At 44.4% G+C, this 20,166-nt stretch carries 7 protein-coding genes; all 7 read left to right on the top strand.

Annotated features, from left to right (window positions below):
- Positions 1 to 136: 136 nt before the first annotated feature.
- Positions 137 to 3,127, top strand: coding sequence for a glycoside hydrolase domain-containing protein (locus tag C825_RS01355; protein WP_010801100.1), 2,991 nt, complete (start codon positions 137 to 139; stop codon positions 3,125 to 3,127).
- A 246-nt stretch (positions 3,128 to 3,373) separates the two neighbouring features.
- A complete protein-coding gene (locus C825_RS01350) occupies positions 3,374 to 6,544 on the top strand; it encodes a DUF5107 domain-containing protein (protein ID WP_010801099.1) in 3,171 nt (1,056 codons plus the stop codon).
- 665 nt (positions 6,545 to 7,209) lie between these two features.
- Complete coding sequence (locus C825_RS01345; protein WP_121719484.1) at positions 7,210 to 10,263, top strand: SusC/RagA family TonB-linked outer membrane protein; 3,054 nt, start codon at positions 7,210 to 7,212, stop codon at positions 10,261 to 10,263.
- A 13-nt stretch (positions 10,264 to 10,276) separates the two neighbouring features.
- A complete protein-coding gene (locus C825_RS01340; RefSeq protein WP_009860367.1) occupies positions 10,277 to 11,821 on the top strand; it encodes a RagB/SusD family nutrient uptake outer membrane protein in 1,545 nt (514 codons plus the stop codon).
- A 76-nt stretch (positions 11,822 to 11,897) separates the two neighbouring features.
- Positions 11,898 to 14,798: a glycosyl hydrolase gene (locus C825_RS01335; RefSeq protein WP_010801097.1), complete on the top strand. Its 2,901-nt coding sequence runs from the start codon at positions 11,898 to 11,900 to the stop codon at positions 14,796 to 14,798.
- 91 nt (positions 14,799 to 14,889) lie between these two features.
- Positions 14,890 to 17,442: an alpha-L-rhamnosidase-related protein gene (locus C825_RS01330; protein ID WP_010801096.1), complete on the top strand. Its 2,553-nt coding sequence runs from the start codon at positions 14,890 to 14,892 to the stop codon at positions 17,440 to 17,442.
- Positions 17,443 to 17,493: 51 nt separating this feature from the next.
- Positions 17,494 to 20,166 (top strand): glycoside hydrolase family 78 protein, encoded by a 2,673-nt coding sequence (locus tag C825_RS01325; protein WP_010801095.1) that lies wholly within the window; start codon positions 17,494 to 17,496, stop codon positions 20,164 to 20,166.

Raw genomic sequence — 20,166 nt, 5'->3', positions numbered from 1 at the left:
TTACTTAAGAAGATATTATTATCTTTGATGAATAGAATTATCGAAGGAAAAGTTTATCCGGTAAGTGGAGGATAAACGCTGTTGTAAGAAACTTATGATACTGGTCAGTCGGATTTGAATTTTAAATACTAAGTATATGAAACGATTACTATTTACATTGTTGGGTTTGTTAACCTTCGGAGGCTTGCAAGCTCAGAACATACCTGCCGATGAACTGTATGGATTGGGAAACTGGGATGCCGACTCGCTGGGTAATCACCGGGTTGTCGTATCGGTGGAAAAACCGGCGGATGCGGTACTGGCTACTATCGAATGGCGCCGCCGTGACCTGAATCCGGAAGATAAGAATCTGATCGTAGTGGATGCGACGACCGGAAAACGGATTACCAATGTATGCCGTTTCGCTGTGAACCGGGAGAGAGGGGAAGTGGCTTTCCAGCCGCAGACTGTTCCGGGAGAGTATTACATTTATTACCTGAAAAATGTGATGAGCGGCAGCCGTTATTATCCGACTGTCAATTATCCTCCTTTCGAGAATACCGCTTCGGCCGACTGGGTAAAGAAAAATAAATTGTCGGGCAAGAAAGCTCCTTCACTTCCGGCTGCCCGGATCGTGCAGTTCCAGGCGATCGACCAGTTGAATAGCTTTTATCCGATGGAGGTGATCGCGACGGCCGACGAGACTGCCCGCCTGTTGAAAAAACATCCTTCCGAGAACTATATTTTGTTTACCGAGGACCGGAAATATCCGATTCGCATGACGACCGATATCCCTTATAAGTGGATTGCCGATGACCGGCACGATACCTTTACGGGAGAGGCCGATAAAGGCGAATATTATGTATTCCAGCTGGGCGTATGGGCGGCCCGTACGGATGTGGAGAATCTGCATGTGGACTTTTCGGCTCTGTCTAATGCTGTGACCGGCGAGCAGATACCCGCCTCTTCGTTTACCTGTTTCAATACGGAAGGGACGGATGTGACGGGAACAGTATTTAAGAAGAACTGCTCCGTCGAACAGGGTAAGGTACAGGCTTTATGGATCGGTACACAACTGCCGGAGCATCTTTCTTCGGGAACCTATCAGGGGACGGTGACGGTCTCTGCTGCCAATGCGGAAAGTAAAACGGTGCAGGTCTCCTTGCGTGTATCTGAAAATGTAATAGCGAATCACGGTGATAACGAGCCCTGGCGCCATTCCCGTCTGCGGTGGCTCAATTCGCAGATAGGTTTTGATGACGAGGTGATCGCTCCTTATACGCCGTTGGTGATGAAAGATAAGACAATCGGTTGCCTGGGGCGTGAGGTTACGCTTTCGTCCTTGGGATTGCCTGCCGGCATTACCAGTTATTTTAAGGAAACGATGACGGGAATCGGAACCGACGGACGGTCTGTCTTGTCTGCTCCGATGGAACTGGCAGCGGATGGCGGTGCCTGGGAGAATCTGAACTTTGAGATCACAAAGCACAAACAGGGAGCTATCGCCTGGAAGGCTTTGAACCAGAACAGCCGTTTCCTGATGGACCTGGAAGGGGAGATGGAATCGGATGGGAATATCGAATATAAAGTGACGCTCATTGCCCGCGAAGATGCTTCCGTGGAAGATATAGGACTGCGTACGCATCTGGCACCCGGCATAGGACGTTATATGATGGGGCTGGGAGAGAAAGGCGGTTATTGCCCGAAAGACCTCCGCTGGAAATGGAACGTGGAGAAAAACCAGGATGGCCCCTGGGTAGGCGATGTCAATGCTGGCCTCCAGATCCGTTTCTACGACAATACATATGAACGTCCGTTGAATACGAATTTCTATCACCAGAAACCGCTGCATATGCCCGTTTCCTGGTGCAATAACGGAAACGGCGGCATCGATATCAACAGGGCTGCCGACGGTACACGGATCAATGCCTATTCCGGGAAGCGGGAGGTAAAGAAGGGAGACAGACTGTATTATTATTTCAATATCGCCATCACCCCGTTCCGTCCGATCGATACGGATAAGCAATGGCGCGAACGTTATTATCATAGTTATGATTTTATAGAGAAGGTTGAAAAGGTGGGTGCTAATGTGATTAATATACATCATGCAAACGGCATCAATCCTTTTATCAACTATCCGTTCCTGCGGACGAAGGAGATGAAGGCTTATATCGACGGAGCGCATGCCCGGGATATGAAGGTGAAGATTTATAATACGGTTCGCGAACTGTCCAACAGTTGTGTGGAGATGTTCGCTTTGCGCAGCCTGGGGAATGAGATTTTCTCGGAAGGTCCCGGCGGCGGTTTCTCCTGGTTGCAGGAACATTTGGACCAGAATTACATCGGCGCCTGGTTTGTGCCCCACCTGAAAGATGCGGCAATCGTAAACAGCGGCGTTTCCCGCTGGCATAATTATTATCTGGAAGGCCTCGACTGGCTGGTAAAGAACGTGGGTATCGATGGCTTGTATATCGATGACCTGGCATTTGACCGCATGACGATGAAGCGTATCCGAAAGATCATGAACCGCACGAATCCGGGCGCGATGATTGACCTGCATTCGGCAAACCAGTATAATGAGCGTGACGGCTTTGCCAACAGTGCGAACCTTTATCTCGAACATTTCCCGTATCTCGACCGCCTGTGGTTCGGCGAGTATTTCAATTATGATTTTCCTCCCGAGTTCTGGTTGATTGAGGTTTCAGGTATTCCTTACGGACTGATGGGGGAAATGCTGGAAGGCGGCGGCAACCCGTGGCGGGGCATGTTGTATGGCATGACCGGCCGCAGTCCGCGTGTAGATAACGGCCCGTTGTGGAAGTTATGGGATTCATTCGGTATGCAGCACAGCGAAATGATCGGCTACTGGGTGAAAGATAATCCGGTGAAGACAAACAGCGAAAAGACATTGGCGACTATCTACCGCCATACAGGAGAAAAAACATTGATCTCGCTGGCAACCTGGGAAGATACGGATGCTAAAGTGACTCTTTCCGTGGATTGGACGGCGCTTGGCCTGGATCCGTCGAAAGTAACGTTGTATGCCCCGGAAATAGAGAATTTCCAACCGGAAACAACCTGGAAACCGGGAGATGAGATCACTGTCCCTAAAGGAAAAGGGTTGATTATTAGTGTGCAACAAAAATAACTGAGGTGATTTAGGGTTGAAGTGCCGGAAACAATGTTTCTCCCACTTCAACCGTGAGTAAACCTGCCGGAAACATTGTAAATTCCATTTCAACCCTGAGTAAATATGCCAGAAACATTGTAAATTTGATTTCGCCCCTGGGTGAACCTGCCAGAAACATTGTGAATTCCATTTCGACCCTGCGTCAAGTGGTCAGAAACATTGTTTCCGGCATTTCAACAGTATTATTAGCCTAAATATCATTATATGAAAAGTAATATAATCCTTCTTTTAGTTGCAACAATTATGTTGCAACCATTATCAGCACAGCAGCAGGCGGTTGTAACGGAAACGTTGCAAACAGTAAAAACCTACCCGTTCTCCGACCCCGATCCGGTGGCCGATCCTTCCGACTTGTTTTATCCCTATTTCCGTTTCGACGGATTCTCTGCCAAAGGAATAGACAAGGAGTGGAAAGTCGTTACGCTTGAAAACGACTATATCCGCCTGACCCTTTTCCCGGAGATCGGAGGGAAGATATGGGGAGCTGTGGATAAGACCTCCGGAAAGGAGTTTATCTATAATAACCATGTGGTGAAGTTCCGTGATATTGCCATGCGCGGACCCTGGACTTCGGGCGGTATCGAATTTAATTTCGGTATAATAGGCCATGCGCCGACCTCCAGCACACCTGTCGATTACCTGACGCAACAGAAGAACGATGGCAGTGTAAGCTGCTACGTCTCTTCCTACGACCTGGTGACCCGTACGTTTTGGACTGTGGAAGTGAATCTGCCGAAAGACAAGGCTTATTTTACTACCACGACAACCTGGCATAATGGATCTTCCATCGATCAGCCTTATTACCAGTGGATGAATGCCGGTTATCGGGCGGCCGGAAATGCACAGTTCTGTTATCCGGGAACCAATTATATCGGTCATGGCGGCGAACTCCATTCGTTCCCGCTCGACGAACAGGGACGCGATATTTCCTGGTATGAAAAGAATGATTTCGGAAACTCGAAGTCTTATCATGTACTGGGCAAATACAATGACTTCTATGGCGCTTACTGGCACGATGATGATTTCGGATCTATCCATCATGCGGATTATGATGAGAAACTGGGGATGAAGATTTTCCTTTGGGGCCTGTCCCGTGAAGGTGGTATCTGGGAAGATCTGTTAACCGATACCGACGGGCAGTACATCGAATTGCAATCCGGCCGTATGTATAACCAGCCTGCTTCCAACAGTGGTTTTACTCCTTATAAGCATACCGCTTTCGGCCCTCAGGCGACAGACCGTTGGACAGAATACTGGTTCCCGGTAAAGGGGATCAAAGGCGTGTCGAAAGCCGGCCGTGTCGGGGCATTGAATGTATTGCGTGAGGATGGTTATCTGAAATTATATTTCTCCCCGTTACAGCAACTTTCCACGACCTTAAAGTTGTATGACGGCGATGGAAAGGAAGTGCATTCTTTCCCATTGGCCTGTGGCGTATTGGAGACCTGGAAAGATTCCATTCCGTTGAATGGGGCTGTAGCCCGGGGAAACCTGAAAGTGGTTGTTGGCGAAGACCTGCTGGTTTATTCGGAGGTACCTTCGGATAACATCACCAGTCGCCCGAAACAATTGCCTGCCGATTTTGACTGGAACTCGGTATATGGTCTTTATACGCAGGGTGAACAATGGATGAATCAGAAGGTCTATGACAAAGCGGAGAGGTATCTGGCTGCCTCTCTGAAAGCAGACCCTTATTTCCTTCCGGCACTGACAAGCCTGGCTTCTTTGTATTACCGTCAGGGACGTTATGAAGAGGCATTGGCGCATTGCCGGACGGCACTTGGCATCAATACGTATCAGGGTGAAACCAATTATTTGTATGGCTTGTGTAATATGGCTTTAGGAAATAACACGGATGCCAAAGACGGTTTCTCGGTAGCGTCTTATTCCCCCTCCGTGCGCAGTGCAGCTTATGAGAAGCTGGCAGAGATGTATCTGATCGACCGTAACTGGACAAAGGCGGAACAGTATGCGTTGAAGAGCAAAGAGTTTAATAAACGCAACCTGAGTGCGGATCAGGTATTAATGGTAGTCTATCGTAAGACAGCCCGGTTGCCGGAAGCAAAAGCGCTTATCGATCCGTTGCTGGAAGAGCTTCCGTTGTACCATGCAGCACGTTTTGAACAACTCTATCAGGGCGACGGCTCCGGGCATCCGATAGATGATTTTCAGTCATTGATACGCAACGAACTTCCTTTTGAAACTTATATGGAGTTGGCTGAATGGTATGAGTCGGTCGGTTGCACAGAAGAAGCTTTGTCTCTCTTGTCCTGTGCCGGCAACTATCCGGTTGCCCTCTACAAACAGGCTTACCTGTTGCACCGGACAGGCAATGACGATGAAAGCCTTCGCGTGCTGCAACGTGCTAATGAAGTTTCTCCGGAGATGGTCTTCCCTTTCCGCCCCGGCTCTTTGAAAGCGTTGGAATGGGCCGCAACCGTGCGTCCCGACTGGAAGATCAGTTATTATAAAGGCTTGATCTACTGGGTAAATCAAAACAGGGAGAAAGCATTGTCTTTGTTCAATGATTGCGGGGAGACCGGTTATGCCCCCTTCTATCTGAGCCGTGCTTCTTTGAAGAGTGGTGAAGAGCGGTTGGTAGACTTGCTGAAAGCGGAGCAGGTCGGAATGTCATGGCGTACAGGGTTTGCATTGATAAATCAGTATACTGCGAACAACCAATGGCAGCAGGCTGTAGAGACCGGAAAGAAGTACATAAAGAAATATCCGTCTAATTATTATATCGGCCTGAAATATGCAAAGGCTTTATGTGAAACAGGCCAGTACCAGCCTTGCATTTCCTTACTGAACAAGATGCAGGTGCTTCCGAATGAAGGCTCGTATGCCGGACGTGCCGTTTATCGTGCCGCTAACCTCTACCAGGCAATGGAACAGCTGAGCCGGAAAAACTACAGGCAGGTCATGCGAAATGTGGAAGCCTCAAAGGAATGGCCCGAAAACCTGGGAGTAGGCAAACCTTATGACGATATGATCGATAGCCGTCTGGAAGATTATCTGGAAGCAAAAGCCTTGACGGGGCAGGGGGATAACCAAAAAGCAGCGACACTCTTGTCGTCTGTGGCCGGTTATAAAACGTCACGTTCCCGGTTTGGTTCCGGCAATCTCCTGACTGCACTGGCCTTGCGTGAGCTGGGAAAAGAAGCGGAAGCGGACCGTATGGTTGCCTCCTGGGAAACGGATTTCCCTGAAAACCGGATTACCCAGTGGTGTGCAGCCGTTTACCGCGGCGAGATGGAAAAAGCCTCCGGAATGCTCAAGTCCCGCAATGAACAAGCGGATACGACCCCGTGGGAAACTTCTTTCCGTGATTCCAATTTCGATCTGATCGTCCGCCTGTTTTCTACGGCAGACTAATGAATATAAAAGCCATTCACCTTCTTTGCAACTACAGCTATGCCGGAATGCGAGGTGTTGGGATATTATACATACGACGTGACCGACCTGTTGACCGATGGGGATAATTGCATTGTGCCCGTTTGAATCCGGGTTGGTACATAGTCTGTGTAAGCATACCTATGTCTATTGTATGGGTATCAATATAGTAGGTATCCCATCTAACGATACCGGCAGGCTATCTTTATTTGTGTGTAAATATATGTTATTTATTGTCCTTTATAAAAGTCTTTTATTGTCTATAAAACTTAAGTGTATAGGGCGTTTTGTACAAAAAGAACCATTCTGTCATTTTTATAACATTTAAAGTCATTTTTCTAAACAATATTTATTTTCGAGTGAATACTTTTGTTGTTGTAAATATACTGGCCATATAATACAAAGAATCTATCATGTTTAACTTTAAATGTAATATGCCTATGCCCTAATTGTAATTGAAAGCACTAGTATCAAATTTATACAAAGTACAATTTTGATAATCTTAAACATATCAGGTAAGACTGATAAAATACTCTATTCTTAATAACATAACAAATGTGAAATAAGTATGAAAAAATGTTTAACGGGGGGGGGGGGGTAAATATACTCCTATATTAAAGTCCACACTTCCATTATTACTTTTAAGCATGCTCTCAGGAGCAAATGTATATGCGGCTAATGACTCCAATTTGAAGGATGTGTCAATAACAATTAGTCAGCAACAAAAGAAAATTACGGGTGTTGTAACAGACAAAGAGGGAGTACCGGTTATCGGTGCCAATGTCTTGGAGAAGGGGACAACAAACGGAACTGTTACAGATGCAGACGGACGATTTTCTTTGGATATTTCTCGTAATGCAACACTACAAATTTCTTATCTTGGTTATAATACACAAAACATCGTGGTTGGTAATCAAACTACTTTTGCAGTAAAGCTCTCGGAAGATTCAGAAGCTCTGGATGAGGTTGTTGTTGTGGCCTATGGTACTCAGAAAGCCCGTGCGGTAACTGGTTCCATGAGCAAATTGAATAATGAGGAGCTGGAAGATATCCCAGTTCCGAATATCAGTCAGAAAATGCAGGGGAAATTCTCTGGAGTACAGATTACACAGGCAAACGGTGAACCCGGTGGTGGTATGGCTATCCGTATCCGTGGCGCTGCTTCAGTGAATGGCGGTAACAGCCCTCTTGTAGTAATAGATGGATTCCCGATCACTCCGAATGAAGGTACAGGACTGGAGTCGATAAGTCCTGAAGAAATCGAAAATATTACAATCCTTAAAGATGCTGCTTCTACCTCTTTGTATGGTTCCAGGGCTGCCAACGGTGTTATCCTGGTAACGACTAAAAGAGCAAAAGAAGGAAAAACTGATGTCGAGTTCAGTGCTTATTTCGGTGCAACACAAGTATCAAAAAGAGGACGTCCCGATGTAATGAATGCACAGGAATTTGCCCAGTTCAAAAAAGAGTATTATGAAGACCAGGCTAAGTATGAAGGCTATACCGGAGGAGTTCCCGAATGTTATCAGAATCCTTCTTCATTGCAGAATGGTACGGACTGGTACGATGTACTTTTGCAGACTGCATTGACGCAGAATTATAACTTGAGTTTGCAGTCAGGAACTACAAAAGTGAAATCGGCTGTGAACCTGAACTACAATAAGCAGGATGGTGTTATTATCAATACCTATTCGGAACGCTTCTCGGCACGTGCCAATAATGTCTATGAAGCTTCGGACCGTGTAACGTTTGGCTTGAATTTATCAGGTTCTTATATGAGCGGGCAGATTATTCCCGGATTGGGCGGCGGACGTAATATAATTGGTTCTGCCTTCTTGATGGATCCACAGTTGAAATACAAGAATGATGACGGGACATATCCGATATCTTATTCACAACCGGGTATGTTTGCCAATCCGAACTTCTATCTCGTGCTGAATGAACGCGACGATCCGAAAAAGAGAATGAGAGGTACTCTCAATACCTATGCAGATGTCAAAATTATAGACGGATTGAAATATCGTATCAGCGCAAATGCTGATTTGGGATCGGATCAAACCGAATCATGGGTTCCTTCTATTGCAAATGGTGCCATGTTCACTGCTCCTCCTCAACCGGCTGTCGGTTCTTATGGTACCAGTAAATATGTGAATTGGTTGATCGAGAATATGTTGACCTACAATAAGACATTTGCGGATAAGCATAATGTTGATCTTTTGCTCGGATATTCAACTCAGAAGACGACCTCTGAAAATGCAAAAATCAATGCATCAGATTATCCTGATGATGAAGTGGGTTGGTTCAATGCCGCCACAACAAAGGTCGGTGAAGGTGATAGAAGTTCATGGGCAATGATCTCTTATCTGGCACGTGCCAATTATGATTATATGGGTAAATACTTACTGTCTGTATCTTTCCGTCGGGATGGTTGTTCTCGTTTTGGTATGAATGCGAAGTGGGCTAATTTCCCCTCTGTTTCTGCCGGTTGGATTGCTTCGGATGAAAGCTTCATGGAGAGATTCGATAGGTTGAGCTATTTAAAATTACGTGGAAGTTATGGTATCGTAGGTAACTATAATATCGGTAACTATAATCATTTGGCTACAATCGGAACTTACAACTATGTCTTCAATAACGGAATTTCTGCCGGACGTGGAACAAGTGGTATCGGTAATGCGGACCTTACCTGGGAAACAACCAAACAGCTCGACTTCGGTGTGGATTTAGGATTATTCAATGACCGTGTATTCTTGGTTTATGACTACTATTGGAAGAAAACGGATGGTTTGTTGTATCAGATTGATATTCCTTATTCTTCCGGATTCGAAAACATCCAATCCAATATTGGTGAATTCAGATTCTGGGGACATGAAGTTGGCTTGGAAACGAAGAATATGACAGGCAAGTTTAAATGGAATACCAGCTTGAATTTGACATTTAACCGTAATAAAGCAATGAAGCTGGGTACGAACAATACGCCGATTGGCGGTAATAACAATCAGGAAGATTACAACCGTACGGAAGTCGGTAAACCATTAGGTCTGTTCTACGGCTACGTCTATGATGGCGTTTTCATGACTCAGGAAGAATATGAAGCCGGACCTAAACATGCCTCTTCTATGGTCGGTACTGTCCGTATGAAAGATTTGGATGGAAATGGTATTATCGATAACAATGACCGTACTTTCATTGGGGATCCGAATCCGGATTGTATTTTCGGTATGACGAATACTTTCTCATGGAAAGATTTTGACGCGAGCGTTGTATTTACCGGTTCATTAGGCGGAGACATTATAGACGGAACTTATGAATGGACGGAAAATATAGACGGTGTATTCAATGTTCGTAAGGAAGTCGCAGAACGCTGGCGCTCAGAAGATAATCCAGGTAACGGTAATATTCCGAGAACAAGAACAGGTACGACGGAATTATTCCGATATACCAATTCTCGTTGGGTATTCAAGAATAATTACATAACGTTAAAGAATATCACGTTGGGATATACGATTCCGATGAAATCAAATCCTTATATCAAGGGAATACGTGTTTATGGAAGTGCTCAAAACCTGTTTACTGTAGGTTCTTATCCGGGAATGAATCCGGAAGTAAATAAGAATACAAGCGGATTATATCAGGGAGTGGATCATACAACATATCCTGTTGCCAGAATTTATACAATTGGCTTGAATGTTAAATTTTAAAGAGCATTAGAATATGAAAAAGTTAAATATATATATTTTTGCGGCAAGTGTGTTGTCTCTTTCTTCTTGCAGTGACTCTTTCTTGAATCTGACTCCTGAGACAACTATTACGACGGAAACATTTTATAAAACTGCAGATCATTTTGAACAAGCTACAGTTGCTTCGTATACAGGTTTGAGAAATATCGCCTTGAGTGGTATATTTATGGATGAGATGCGTTCAGATAATACATTCTATACCTACTATAGCGGTGATAGAGGTCCTTATAACTCGACTGAAAAACTAGCTTTGTTTTTAGATGACGAAACTGTCGGTTGGAGTCCGGACCGTTATAAAGGCGTTTATTCTAGTATTGCCAAGGTAAATACGATTTTGGGTAGACTGGATGCTTCCGAATTGACGGAAGAAGAAAAGAAAACGGTAAAAGCAGAAGCTTTGTTCCTGAGAGCCTTCTATTATTTCGATTTGGTACAGCATTGGGGCGGTGTTCCTCTTATGTTGCAAGAGGTTACTACCGAAGCAGAAGCTTTTGCTGCTAAATCTCCGGCAGAAGATGTTTATAAACAAGTACTTACAGATGTTTCGGAAGCAATATCTTTGGGATTGCCGGTTGCAAGTACTTTCCCGCAGAGTGGCCGGGTAACGATGGGAGCTGCTAAAATGCTGCGTGCTTATTGTTATATGTCACAGCCTACTCGTGATTACAAAGCTGCTGAACAGGATTTGAAAGATATCACACAGATGAATTACGGTCTTTTGGACAGTTATGAAGCTGTATTTAATCCTGCCAATAAGAACTCGAAAGAATCTATTTTTGAAATACAGTACATCGAAGATGGCTCTAATGCAGGCGTACATAATGATATTCCTTGGCGTTTGATTCCGAAATGTAGTAATAATGACTTCCTGATGGGTATCACTTTTTCGAACTATGCAGGTACAAGCGGTGGCTGGTGCGTTCCTACGGAAGAGATGATTCAGTCTTATGAACCGGGTGACAAGCGTTTGGATGCTTCCATTGCTGTAGCAGAAGGTAAGACAGATGACGCTGAACAGTTTACTTGCGAAGAAGTCAAGACGGTATCGGATTTTACTCCGACAACTGGTAAAAATTTCTACTACTTCATCCGGAAGTATTATCACCCTCCTTATCAGTATGCTGGGCGTGCAGGAGATAACTTCCCGGTTTACCGTTATGCAGGTGCTTTGTTGTTACTGGCAGAAAACTTGGTAGCGCAGAATCGAAATGCAGAGGCTTTACCTTATGTTAATGAGGTAAGAACCCGTGCCGGATTGGAGCCGCTGACCAGCGTTACTGCAGAGGATGTAGCTGATGAAATGCGCCATGAACTGGCCTTTGAAAACCATCGTTGGACAGATTTAATTCGTACGGGTAAAGCCATAGAAACAATGACCGAATTTGGAAAGACGATGAAGGCAAAGTATCAGTGGATTCTTCCTTCTGCATTTGAGGTAACGGGAAACCGTTTGGTATTCGCTTTCCCGTTAAGAGAAAGACAGATCAATTATTTGCTGGAACAGAATCCGGGATATTGATAAATAGATAGTAGTGAGGAGATTGTTCTTTATAACAATCTCCTTGTTTTGTTAATATTTTTATTAGAAAAATACCATGAAACATACTGGATTAAAGTCTATCTTCTTTTTACTGGTCATATTTCTCTGCTGCAATTCGGTTGTAGGTCAGCGAGTAGGCGATCTTAGTGACTTGTTTGTCTCACCACCGGATCGTGCAAAGCCAAGGGTCTATTGGTGGTGGCTCTATAATCGTGTAAATAAAGGTTCTATTACCCGTGACCTGGAAGAGTTTAAAGCAAAAGGGATCAGTGGCGTTAATCTGATATGTACAGGTGGATATGCCGGAAAAGAGGCATTATTAGGTGTTGAATGGCTGGGGCCTGAATGGCGTGCCCTTTACCGGCATGCAATCCGGGAAGCTAAACGATTGAATATTGAAATAGGATTTAACCTGGCGGGAGGCTGGACCATGATGGGACCTTGGGTTACGCCGGATAAAGCGATGAAGAAAGTAGTTCAGAGTGAACAGATCGTTACCGGACCTGTAACGTTTTCTAAAGAATTTCCTCAACCTGAAACTGTCGATAATTATTACCATGATGTATGGGTTCAGGCATTTAAAATAGAACGCCAAACTAAAACAGTGCATCCGGAAACTGCTATAGATATCACGGACTGTATAAGTTCTGACGGGAGATTGCATTGGGATATTCCGGAAGGCGACTGGCTCATTTTACGAACGGGATATACATTGACAGGACATCCCTGGAGTAAATGGCATGCATATCCTAAAGGCGATACATTTGAAGGAGGAGACGGATACGAAATAGATTATTTGAGTACGGTTGCTTTGGATGATCATTTTGACCATCTAGGTAAATTGGTTATCGAAGAGACCCGGCAGGCCGGCGGTAAATTGGCTTATTTGTGGTCAGATAGCTGGGAATGCGGAAAACTTACATGGACTCAGGACTTCCCGGAACAATTCCGGCGTTTCCGAGGATATGATTTAAAGCCATATATGGCTATATTGGCAGGATATACAGTGAATGATTCTGTATTTTCGGCTCGTTTCCGGGATGATTTTGACAGAACGATACAAGATTGTGTCGCAGAGAATTTTTATGGACATTTCTATGAATTATGTCATGAAAATGGTATGGATGTAGGTAATGAGGCTGGAGGACCGAATGATACACCTCCCCAGGATGCACTAAAAAACTTGGGGCGTTGTGATATTCCGGCAGGCGAATTCTGGGTACATTACAAATTACCTGAAGACGGAATGAATTCTCGTAAAAGTGCCAGACTTAATTTGAAACAAACAGCTTCGGCTGCACATATATATGGCCGGCGTGAAGCGCAGGCGGAAGCTTTCACACAGATGGAACAGGATCGTACACATTGGTCATTGGGCCCCTATGATTTAAAACCCTATGCAAATGATGCTTTTTGTGAAGGTATAAACCGTTTTATGTTACATCAGGCAACTTGTCAGCCTCCGGAAGATGGGAAGCCCGGGTTTGAATTTTGTGCCGGTCAGCATTTTACTCCTAACATAACTTGGTGGGAGCAGTCTTCTGCCTTTTTTTCTTATTTGTCTCGTTGTCAGTCTTTATTGCAGCAGGGTAAGTTTGTGGGCGATGTCTGTTTCTTTTTAGGTGAACGACCGCCGGTACTGGTTCCACCTAAATATGTTGTGCCGACTCTCGGGGTAGGCTATGACTGTGATTATACGAATGCAGAAGTACTACTGACACGTATGTCCGTCAAAGATGGAAGGATCGTATTACCTGATGGTATGAGTTATCGTCTTTTATATCTTCAGAATTGTGTTTCTCCTGTAGAAGAGATATGTGAGGCAGTAGGGCATTATCAGCAGTTGAAGGTTTTATCCGATCCTTCGGATGCCATGTCTCTGCCAGTAATCAAGAAACTTCGGCAATTGATTAGGGATGGGGCTACTGTAGTTGGGGCACCTCCTAAAAGGTCGGCAGAACTGAACGGGTATCCGGATTGTGACAGAGAGGTACGGAAGATTGCCGCAGAAATTTGGGGTGACCTGGATGGGAAAACTCGTACGGAACGGAAGTTTGGTAAAGGACGTATCATCTGGGGGAAGACTGCACGTGAAGTTTTGCTTGCGGATGGAATACAACCTGATTTTTCTTATGCGGGTCAGACACGTGAGCCTGAAAAGTTCGATTATATCCATCGGGTGGATGGACAGTCCGAGATTTATTTTGTGATTAATCGTACAGGAAGCACCGAAGTCGGAGACTTTTCCTTTCGAGTTACCGGAAAACAACCGGAGATATGGGATCCGGTAACGGGTGAGATGAAAGAGGCGGGTTCTTTTGAGCAGAAGGACGGACTTACCGGTTTGTCGTTGGAGTTGGCGCCGTATGGCTCTTGTTTTATTGTATTCCGCAAATCTATATCTAAGAACAGTTCCGGCAAAGGAATTCCTAATTTCTTGAAATATGAGAAGATCAAAGAGCTAAGCGACTCATGGCATGTTTTATTTGATAAAGACTGGGGTGGTCCCGGTGAAGTACGTTTTGATAAGCTTTCTAACTGGATTGATAGTCAGGAGGAAGGGATTAAGTATTATTCGGGTAAAGCAACTTATCGGAAGGTATTTGACATGGGGAATGTGCAGAAAAAGTTTTCTCATGCAGGTGAAAGGCTTGCCCTCGATTTGGGTGATGTTAAGCATGTGGCGGCTGTTCGTTTAAATGGTAAAGAACTGGGTGTTTTGTGGTGCTCTCCCTGGCGTGTCGATATTACGGATTGTATAAAGGATACAGGAAATGTTTTGGAGATTGATATTGTCAATCTATGGGCGAACCGGGTGATTGGAGACTGGAAATTGCCGGTAGAGAAGCGTTTTACAAAAACACATGATGTTTTCCGTTTCGATATGTTGAGGGGAAGTACCCCGCTGACTGACGCTGGTTTACTTGGTCCGGTTAATATATTGCGCGGATTATAGAGTGAGTAGATTCTCATGTGTTTATAGTCCTTTTATAAAAGTTAGATAAGTTGTAGATATTTGTTTCATCCGGATAAAATGATTTTGTAGTATGACAATTCATAAGGTATTATTTATAACACTTTTATTTTTCGTGAGTATGTCTTCCTTTGCGAAGGAAGACCGGAATGGAGCTTTGAATCTGTCTCCTGCGAAATGGATCTGGTATCCGGCCGGCCGGACACTGCAAAACACTTTTATTTTATTCCGGAAAGATGTCATACTGAAAGAAAAACCGTTGAAAGCGGATGGATGGATACTGGCGGACAGCAGATATCGTTTGTTTGTGAATGGGAAAAGAGTGCAATGGGGACCTGCTCCGTCTGATCCCCGCTGGCAGGAAGCCGATCCGCTGGATCTGGCTGGATATTTAGTCGAAGGAAAAAATACAATAGCCGTCGAAGTCTGTTATTTTGGAACCGGTGATGGAACTTCTCCGATGGGAAAGCCCGGATTTATCCTGAATCTGGATATCGATGGGCAAAAAATACTGACGGATGACTCGTGGTTCAGCTATTTATCCCGCAGTTGGCAGCCTGGAAAATACAAACGATGGTTTCTGCGTTCTTTACAGGAGACTTTCGATGCCCGACTTTATCCGTATGGATGGGATACGCCTGACTTTATCCAGAATGCGGACTGGGTAAAAGCATTGGTTGTGAGTGATGACGGATGTCATCCGTCTGTCTGTAACGGAGTCTCGGAATATGCCTGGGAGATATCCGGAGATAAAAACGTGTCGGAGATACGTCGGAGGAGTATTCCTTTGATGCGGGAATATTCGGTGACCCGGCCCAAACTGGAAGAATCCATGTGGATTCATTGGAAGAGACCGGTGGAAGATTATTTTGATATGTTGGTCAGTGATGCTTTCGATGTTATACATCAGCCGGTTGTCAGGCAGTCCGGAGATGAGTGGCTGGTGGAGCCGAATGGAAACAATGCAGCAGCACTGACCTTTTCTTTTAGTGAACAAGGTGTCGGGTGGCCTTATTTTACTATTGACGCTCCGGAAGGAACTGTTGTGGAATTGTTGGTACATGAAGCACATCGGCTCGGAGGTCCTGCTATTATAAATTCTCATTTTAACTCCTGGACCCGGTTTGTTTGTAAAGAAGGGGTTAATACATTTGAAACATTTGATTTCGAGAGTTTCAGATGGCTTCAGTTACATATTCGTAACTTTAATCGTCCGGTCAGGATCTCTTCGGTCGGTATGCGCCGTAGAATATATCCCTGGCAAAAAGAACCTGCTATATTTATAGCAGACGATACTATTCAAAAGGTTGTGAATGCTGCAGTAAATACATTATACAACTGTGCTCAGGAAACATTGGTCGATGGAATGGCACGGGAAAGGCAACAATACAGCGGAGATGGTAGCCATCAGTTACATGCTGTTTTTCAGACAATGGGAGATTGTTTGCTTCCTTTCCGGTATATAAATACATTTAGCCAGGGATCTTCCATAGACGGATACTTTATGGATAGTTGGCCTGCCTGGGATCGGTTGGCACGTACGATGGAACGGCAGATGCAATTGACCGGTTGGGGCCCTATTCTGGATCATAGTATCGGATTTTGTTTCGATGCTTATCATTATTACATGTATACCGGTGATTTAAAGGGATTGGAAGAAGTCTATCCGAGACTTCTTAAGTTTTTTGTTTTTCTCTGTTCGCTGACAAATGAAGAAGAGCAATTGGTGCCGGCAGAAAACTTAGGAATGTGTTCGGTTTACATCGATCATGAGGCATATAAAAAGAACAGCCATAAACAATTGGCGTTAAATCTTTATATTATAGCAATGTGCAGGAATGCTTTGGCTCCTTTGTGCCGTTTGTTTGGAGATAAGGAAGAGGCTGACAGGATTGAAGCTTATGGCAATAGGATACTTCAGGGATGTATCCGTAAGTTTTGGGATGAGGAACGAAAAGTTTATGTGAATAATCTACCCTGGATAAAGGAAGAAGGAGAGATACGTTATTGTGACCGTTCTTTGTCTACGGCATTGATCTATGATCTGTGCCCGGGTAATTCTATAGATAAGTCATTGGAAATATTGGAACAGACTCCTGCAGAGTTGGGGATATCATACCCGTGTAATGCCGTGTGGCGTCTGTGGGCATTGGTTAAATACAGGAAGATTGAATCCGTTCTGTCTGACTTGAGAACGAAATGGGGACGAATGAGCTCTGTTTGGGAAAATAACACATTACAGGAGTTTTGGACTGCTTATCCGGATGAAGGCTCTCAGTGGAGTCATTGCGCCATGTATCCTTTGATTGCGCTCAGCCAGGGGATAGCCGGTATTTATCCGATAGAGGGAGGATCTGGTAAAATAAAGATAGAGCCGCAGCCCGGTAGTTTGGAGAAAGTAGATTTTGATGTATACACAGCAAAAGGGGCAGTACATTTTTATTCGCAGGGAAAGAAAGGGAAACGGACCCTTCGGTTGAGGATCCCGGATACAGTGTCTGTCGAATTATGGCTGGATGCACGGGAAGAAATCAAACTACCGTTCTTACGGACTGAGAAAAATGGAATCAAAGTATATAAGGTGGAAGGTCTGGAAAAATACGAACTTCATTTGAAATATACTTGATACGTATCTTTGCATGACAAAGAATAATTTGTTAACTAAATTCATTAGGAGATGAAAAAGGATAAGATTATTAGAGGGATGGTTATTGTGTTTTTATGTTCTGTAAACATCTGTGGACTAGAGGCGCAGGAGAAAGCCGGAGAGTGTGTGCCTACAGATTTGAAATGCGAGCATCTGGTTGCTCCGTTAGGTATCGACCGCCAGGCTCCGCGTTTTTCGTGGCATCTGGAAGATAGCAGGGGCGGAGCCGTTCAAACCGCCTACAGGATCACTGTAGGAAAAGATTCTGTCGCTTTGTCCAAAGGAAAGAAGATCTTGTGGCAGGAGAAAAAGGCAGACGGAAAAACGATGGCAGGTTATAAAGGGAAAGCCCTGGAGCCTTTTACGAAATATTATTGGAGTGTTACTGTTTGGGACAAAGACAAGCAGGAATCCCGGAAAGTAATTTCTTCTTTTGAAACAGGTATGTTGACGCCTTCAAACTGGGAGGGAACATTTATTTCAGATGGACAAGATATAGAGTCCCGTGAGACTCCCTATTTCCGGAAAGCTATTCGATTAGACAAGAACGTCCAATCGGCAAGGGCGTACATAGTGGCAGCCGGATTATATGAACTATCCATTAACGGGCAGAAGGTCGGTGACCATTTTTTAGATCCGGCTTTTACCGATTATGACAAGCGGTTATTGTATGTTACGTATGATGTCACCGATCTTTTGAGTAAAGGAGATAATGCCGTGGGGGTAATTCTCGGAAATGGCTGGTATAACCATCAGCCGGTTGCTGAATGGTCCTTTGATAAAGCTCCATGGCGTAAGCGTCCTTCTTTCTGCCTGAATTTGCATATAACATATACGGACGGGACAAAAGAAATTCTGGCATCCGATGAAAGTTTCAAGGTGAAAGGCGGTCCCATTACATTCAATGCTATTTATGTAGCTGAAAATTATGATTTCAGGAAAGAACTGCCGGGTTGGAATACGGTTTCTTATGATGATTCTTCCTGGAAAAACGCAACGGAAGTTGTTTGGCCGGGTGCAAATATAACATCGCAGACCATGCATCCGATTCGTGCTACGGAATATTGCAAGCCTGTTGATCTGAAAAAGTTGAATGATACGCTTTACTTGTACGACTTTGGGCAAAACTGGTCAGGTGTGACGACGTTTAAGGCGAAGGGTGCGCCCGGAACAAAAGTGAAAATACGTCATGGAGAACAACTGGATTCCCGCAGGAAACGATTGTTTGATGATAATAATACCCAGTTTTATCAAAATGTAAACGAGCCGTTGAAATATGGGGTTCACCCTGAAGATGAATTGTTCCAGACGGATGTGTTGATATTGGACGGTAAGGAAAACGAATTTACACCCCGTTTTAATTATAAGGGATTCCAATATGTGGAAGTCTCCTCGGATAAGCCTCTGCATCTGACGACAGAAAATATAACATCTCATTTTATTCATACGGATTCACCGGCAAACGGATCTTTCGAATGTTCAGATACGTTGATCAACAGATTGCTGAGGGCTACGAATTATTCTTATTTATCGAATCTGGTCGGATATCCGACCGATTGTCCTCATCGTGAGAAAAATGGCTGGACGGGTGACGCCCATCTGGCTATTGAAACGGGTTTGTATAGTTTTGATGCAATTACCTTATATGAAAAATGGATGGCAGACCATCGGGATAATATGTATGACGGAGGCAGGCTGCGTTGTATCATTCCTTCCGGAGGTTGGGGAGGCGATATCGCTGACTGGACTTGCTCGATGACCATTATTCCCTGGACCCTGTATGAGTTTTACGGTGATCCGACTTGCTTGAAAGATAATTATGAAGCAATGAAGATGCATGCGGATTATTGGCTGAATAAGTATCCGGAAGGGTTGATCGGAGATTACTGTCTGGGTGACTGGGTCCCTCATAAGTCGGTTGCAGATAAGGAACTGACAGCTTCTATTTATCATTACAAAAATGCAGACATCGTTTCCCGTACGGCCAAATTGTTCGGTTTTGAGAAAGATTATGAGTATTATAAGGCAGCGGCTGAAAAAATAAAGAATGCGATCAATGAGAAGTTCCTGAATAGGGAAACCGGTATTTATGCCAACGGCTATCAGACGGAGCTTAGTATGCCTTTATATTGGGGTATAGTCCCGGAAGACTGTAAAGAAAAGGTTGCAGAACAGTTGACCAAACGGGTAAAAGCGGACAAAGATCATTTGGATGTGGGTATTATGGGATGTAAAACGATCCTTAATGCATTGACGGAGACGGGAAATGTAGAACAGGCTTACCGTATGGTGACCCAGCAGGATTATCCTTCATGGGGAAACTGGTTACGCCAGGGAGCGACAACTCTTTACGAGAACTGGGATTATAATGGCCTTGCCTGGGGATATTCGCAGAATCACATAATGTATGGTGAGATCGGTGCATGGTTCTATAAGGCCTTGGCGGGGATTAATGTCGATCCGCAGAACCCTGGTTTTAAGAATGTGATCCTGAAGCCTCATTTTGTAGAAGAACTGACCTATGTAAAAGCTTCTTATAATTCTCCTTACGGGTTGATAAAATCAGCCTGGGAAAGAGTGGGTGATAAAGTTATTTATAAAGTAACTGTGCCTCCCGGTACAACGGCTACATTACATCTGGAAGGAGAGAATACTCTTAAAGAATTGATTGCAGGAACTTATAAGTTTGAGGTAAATAAATAA

The sequence above is a fragment of the Parabacteroides sp. ASF519 genome, from assembly GCF_000364265.2.
Lineage (GTDB): Bacteria > Bacteroidota > Bacteroidia > Bacteroidales > Tannerellaceae > Parabacteroides > Parabacteroides goldsteinii.
The sequence above is the reverse complement of the archived record's forward strand: the minus strand, read 5'-3'. Positions and strand labels throughout refer to the sequence as shown.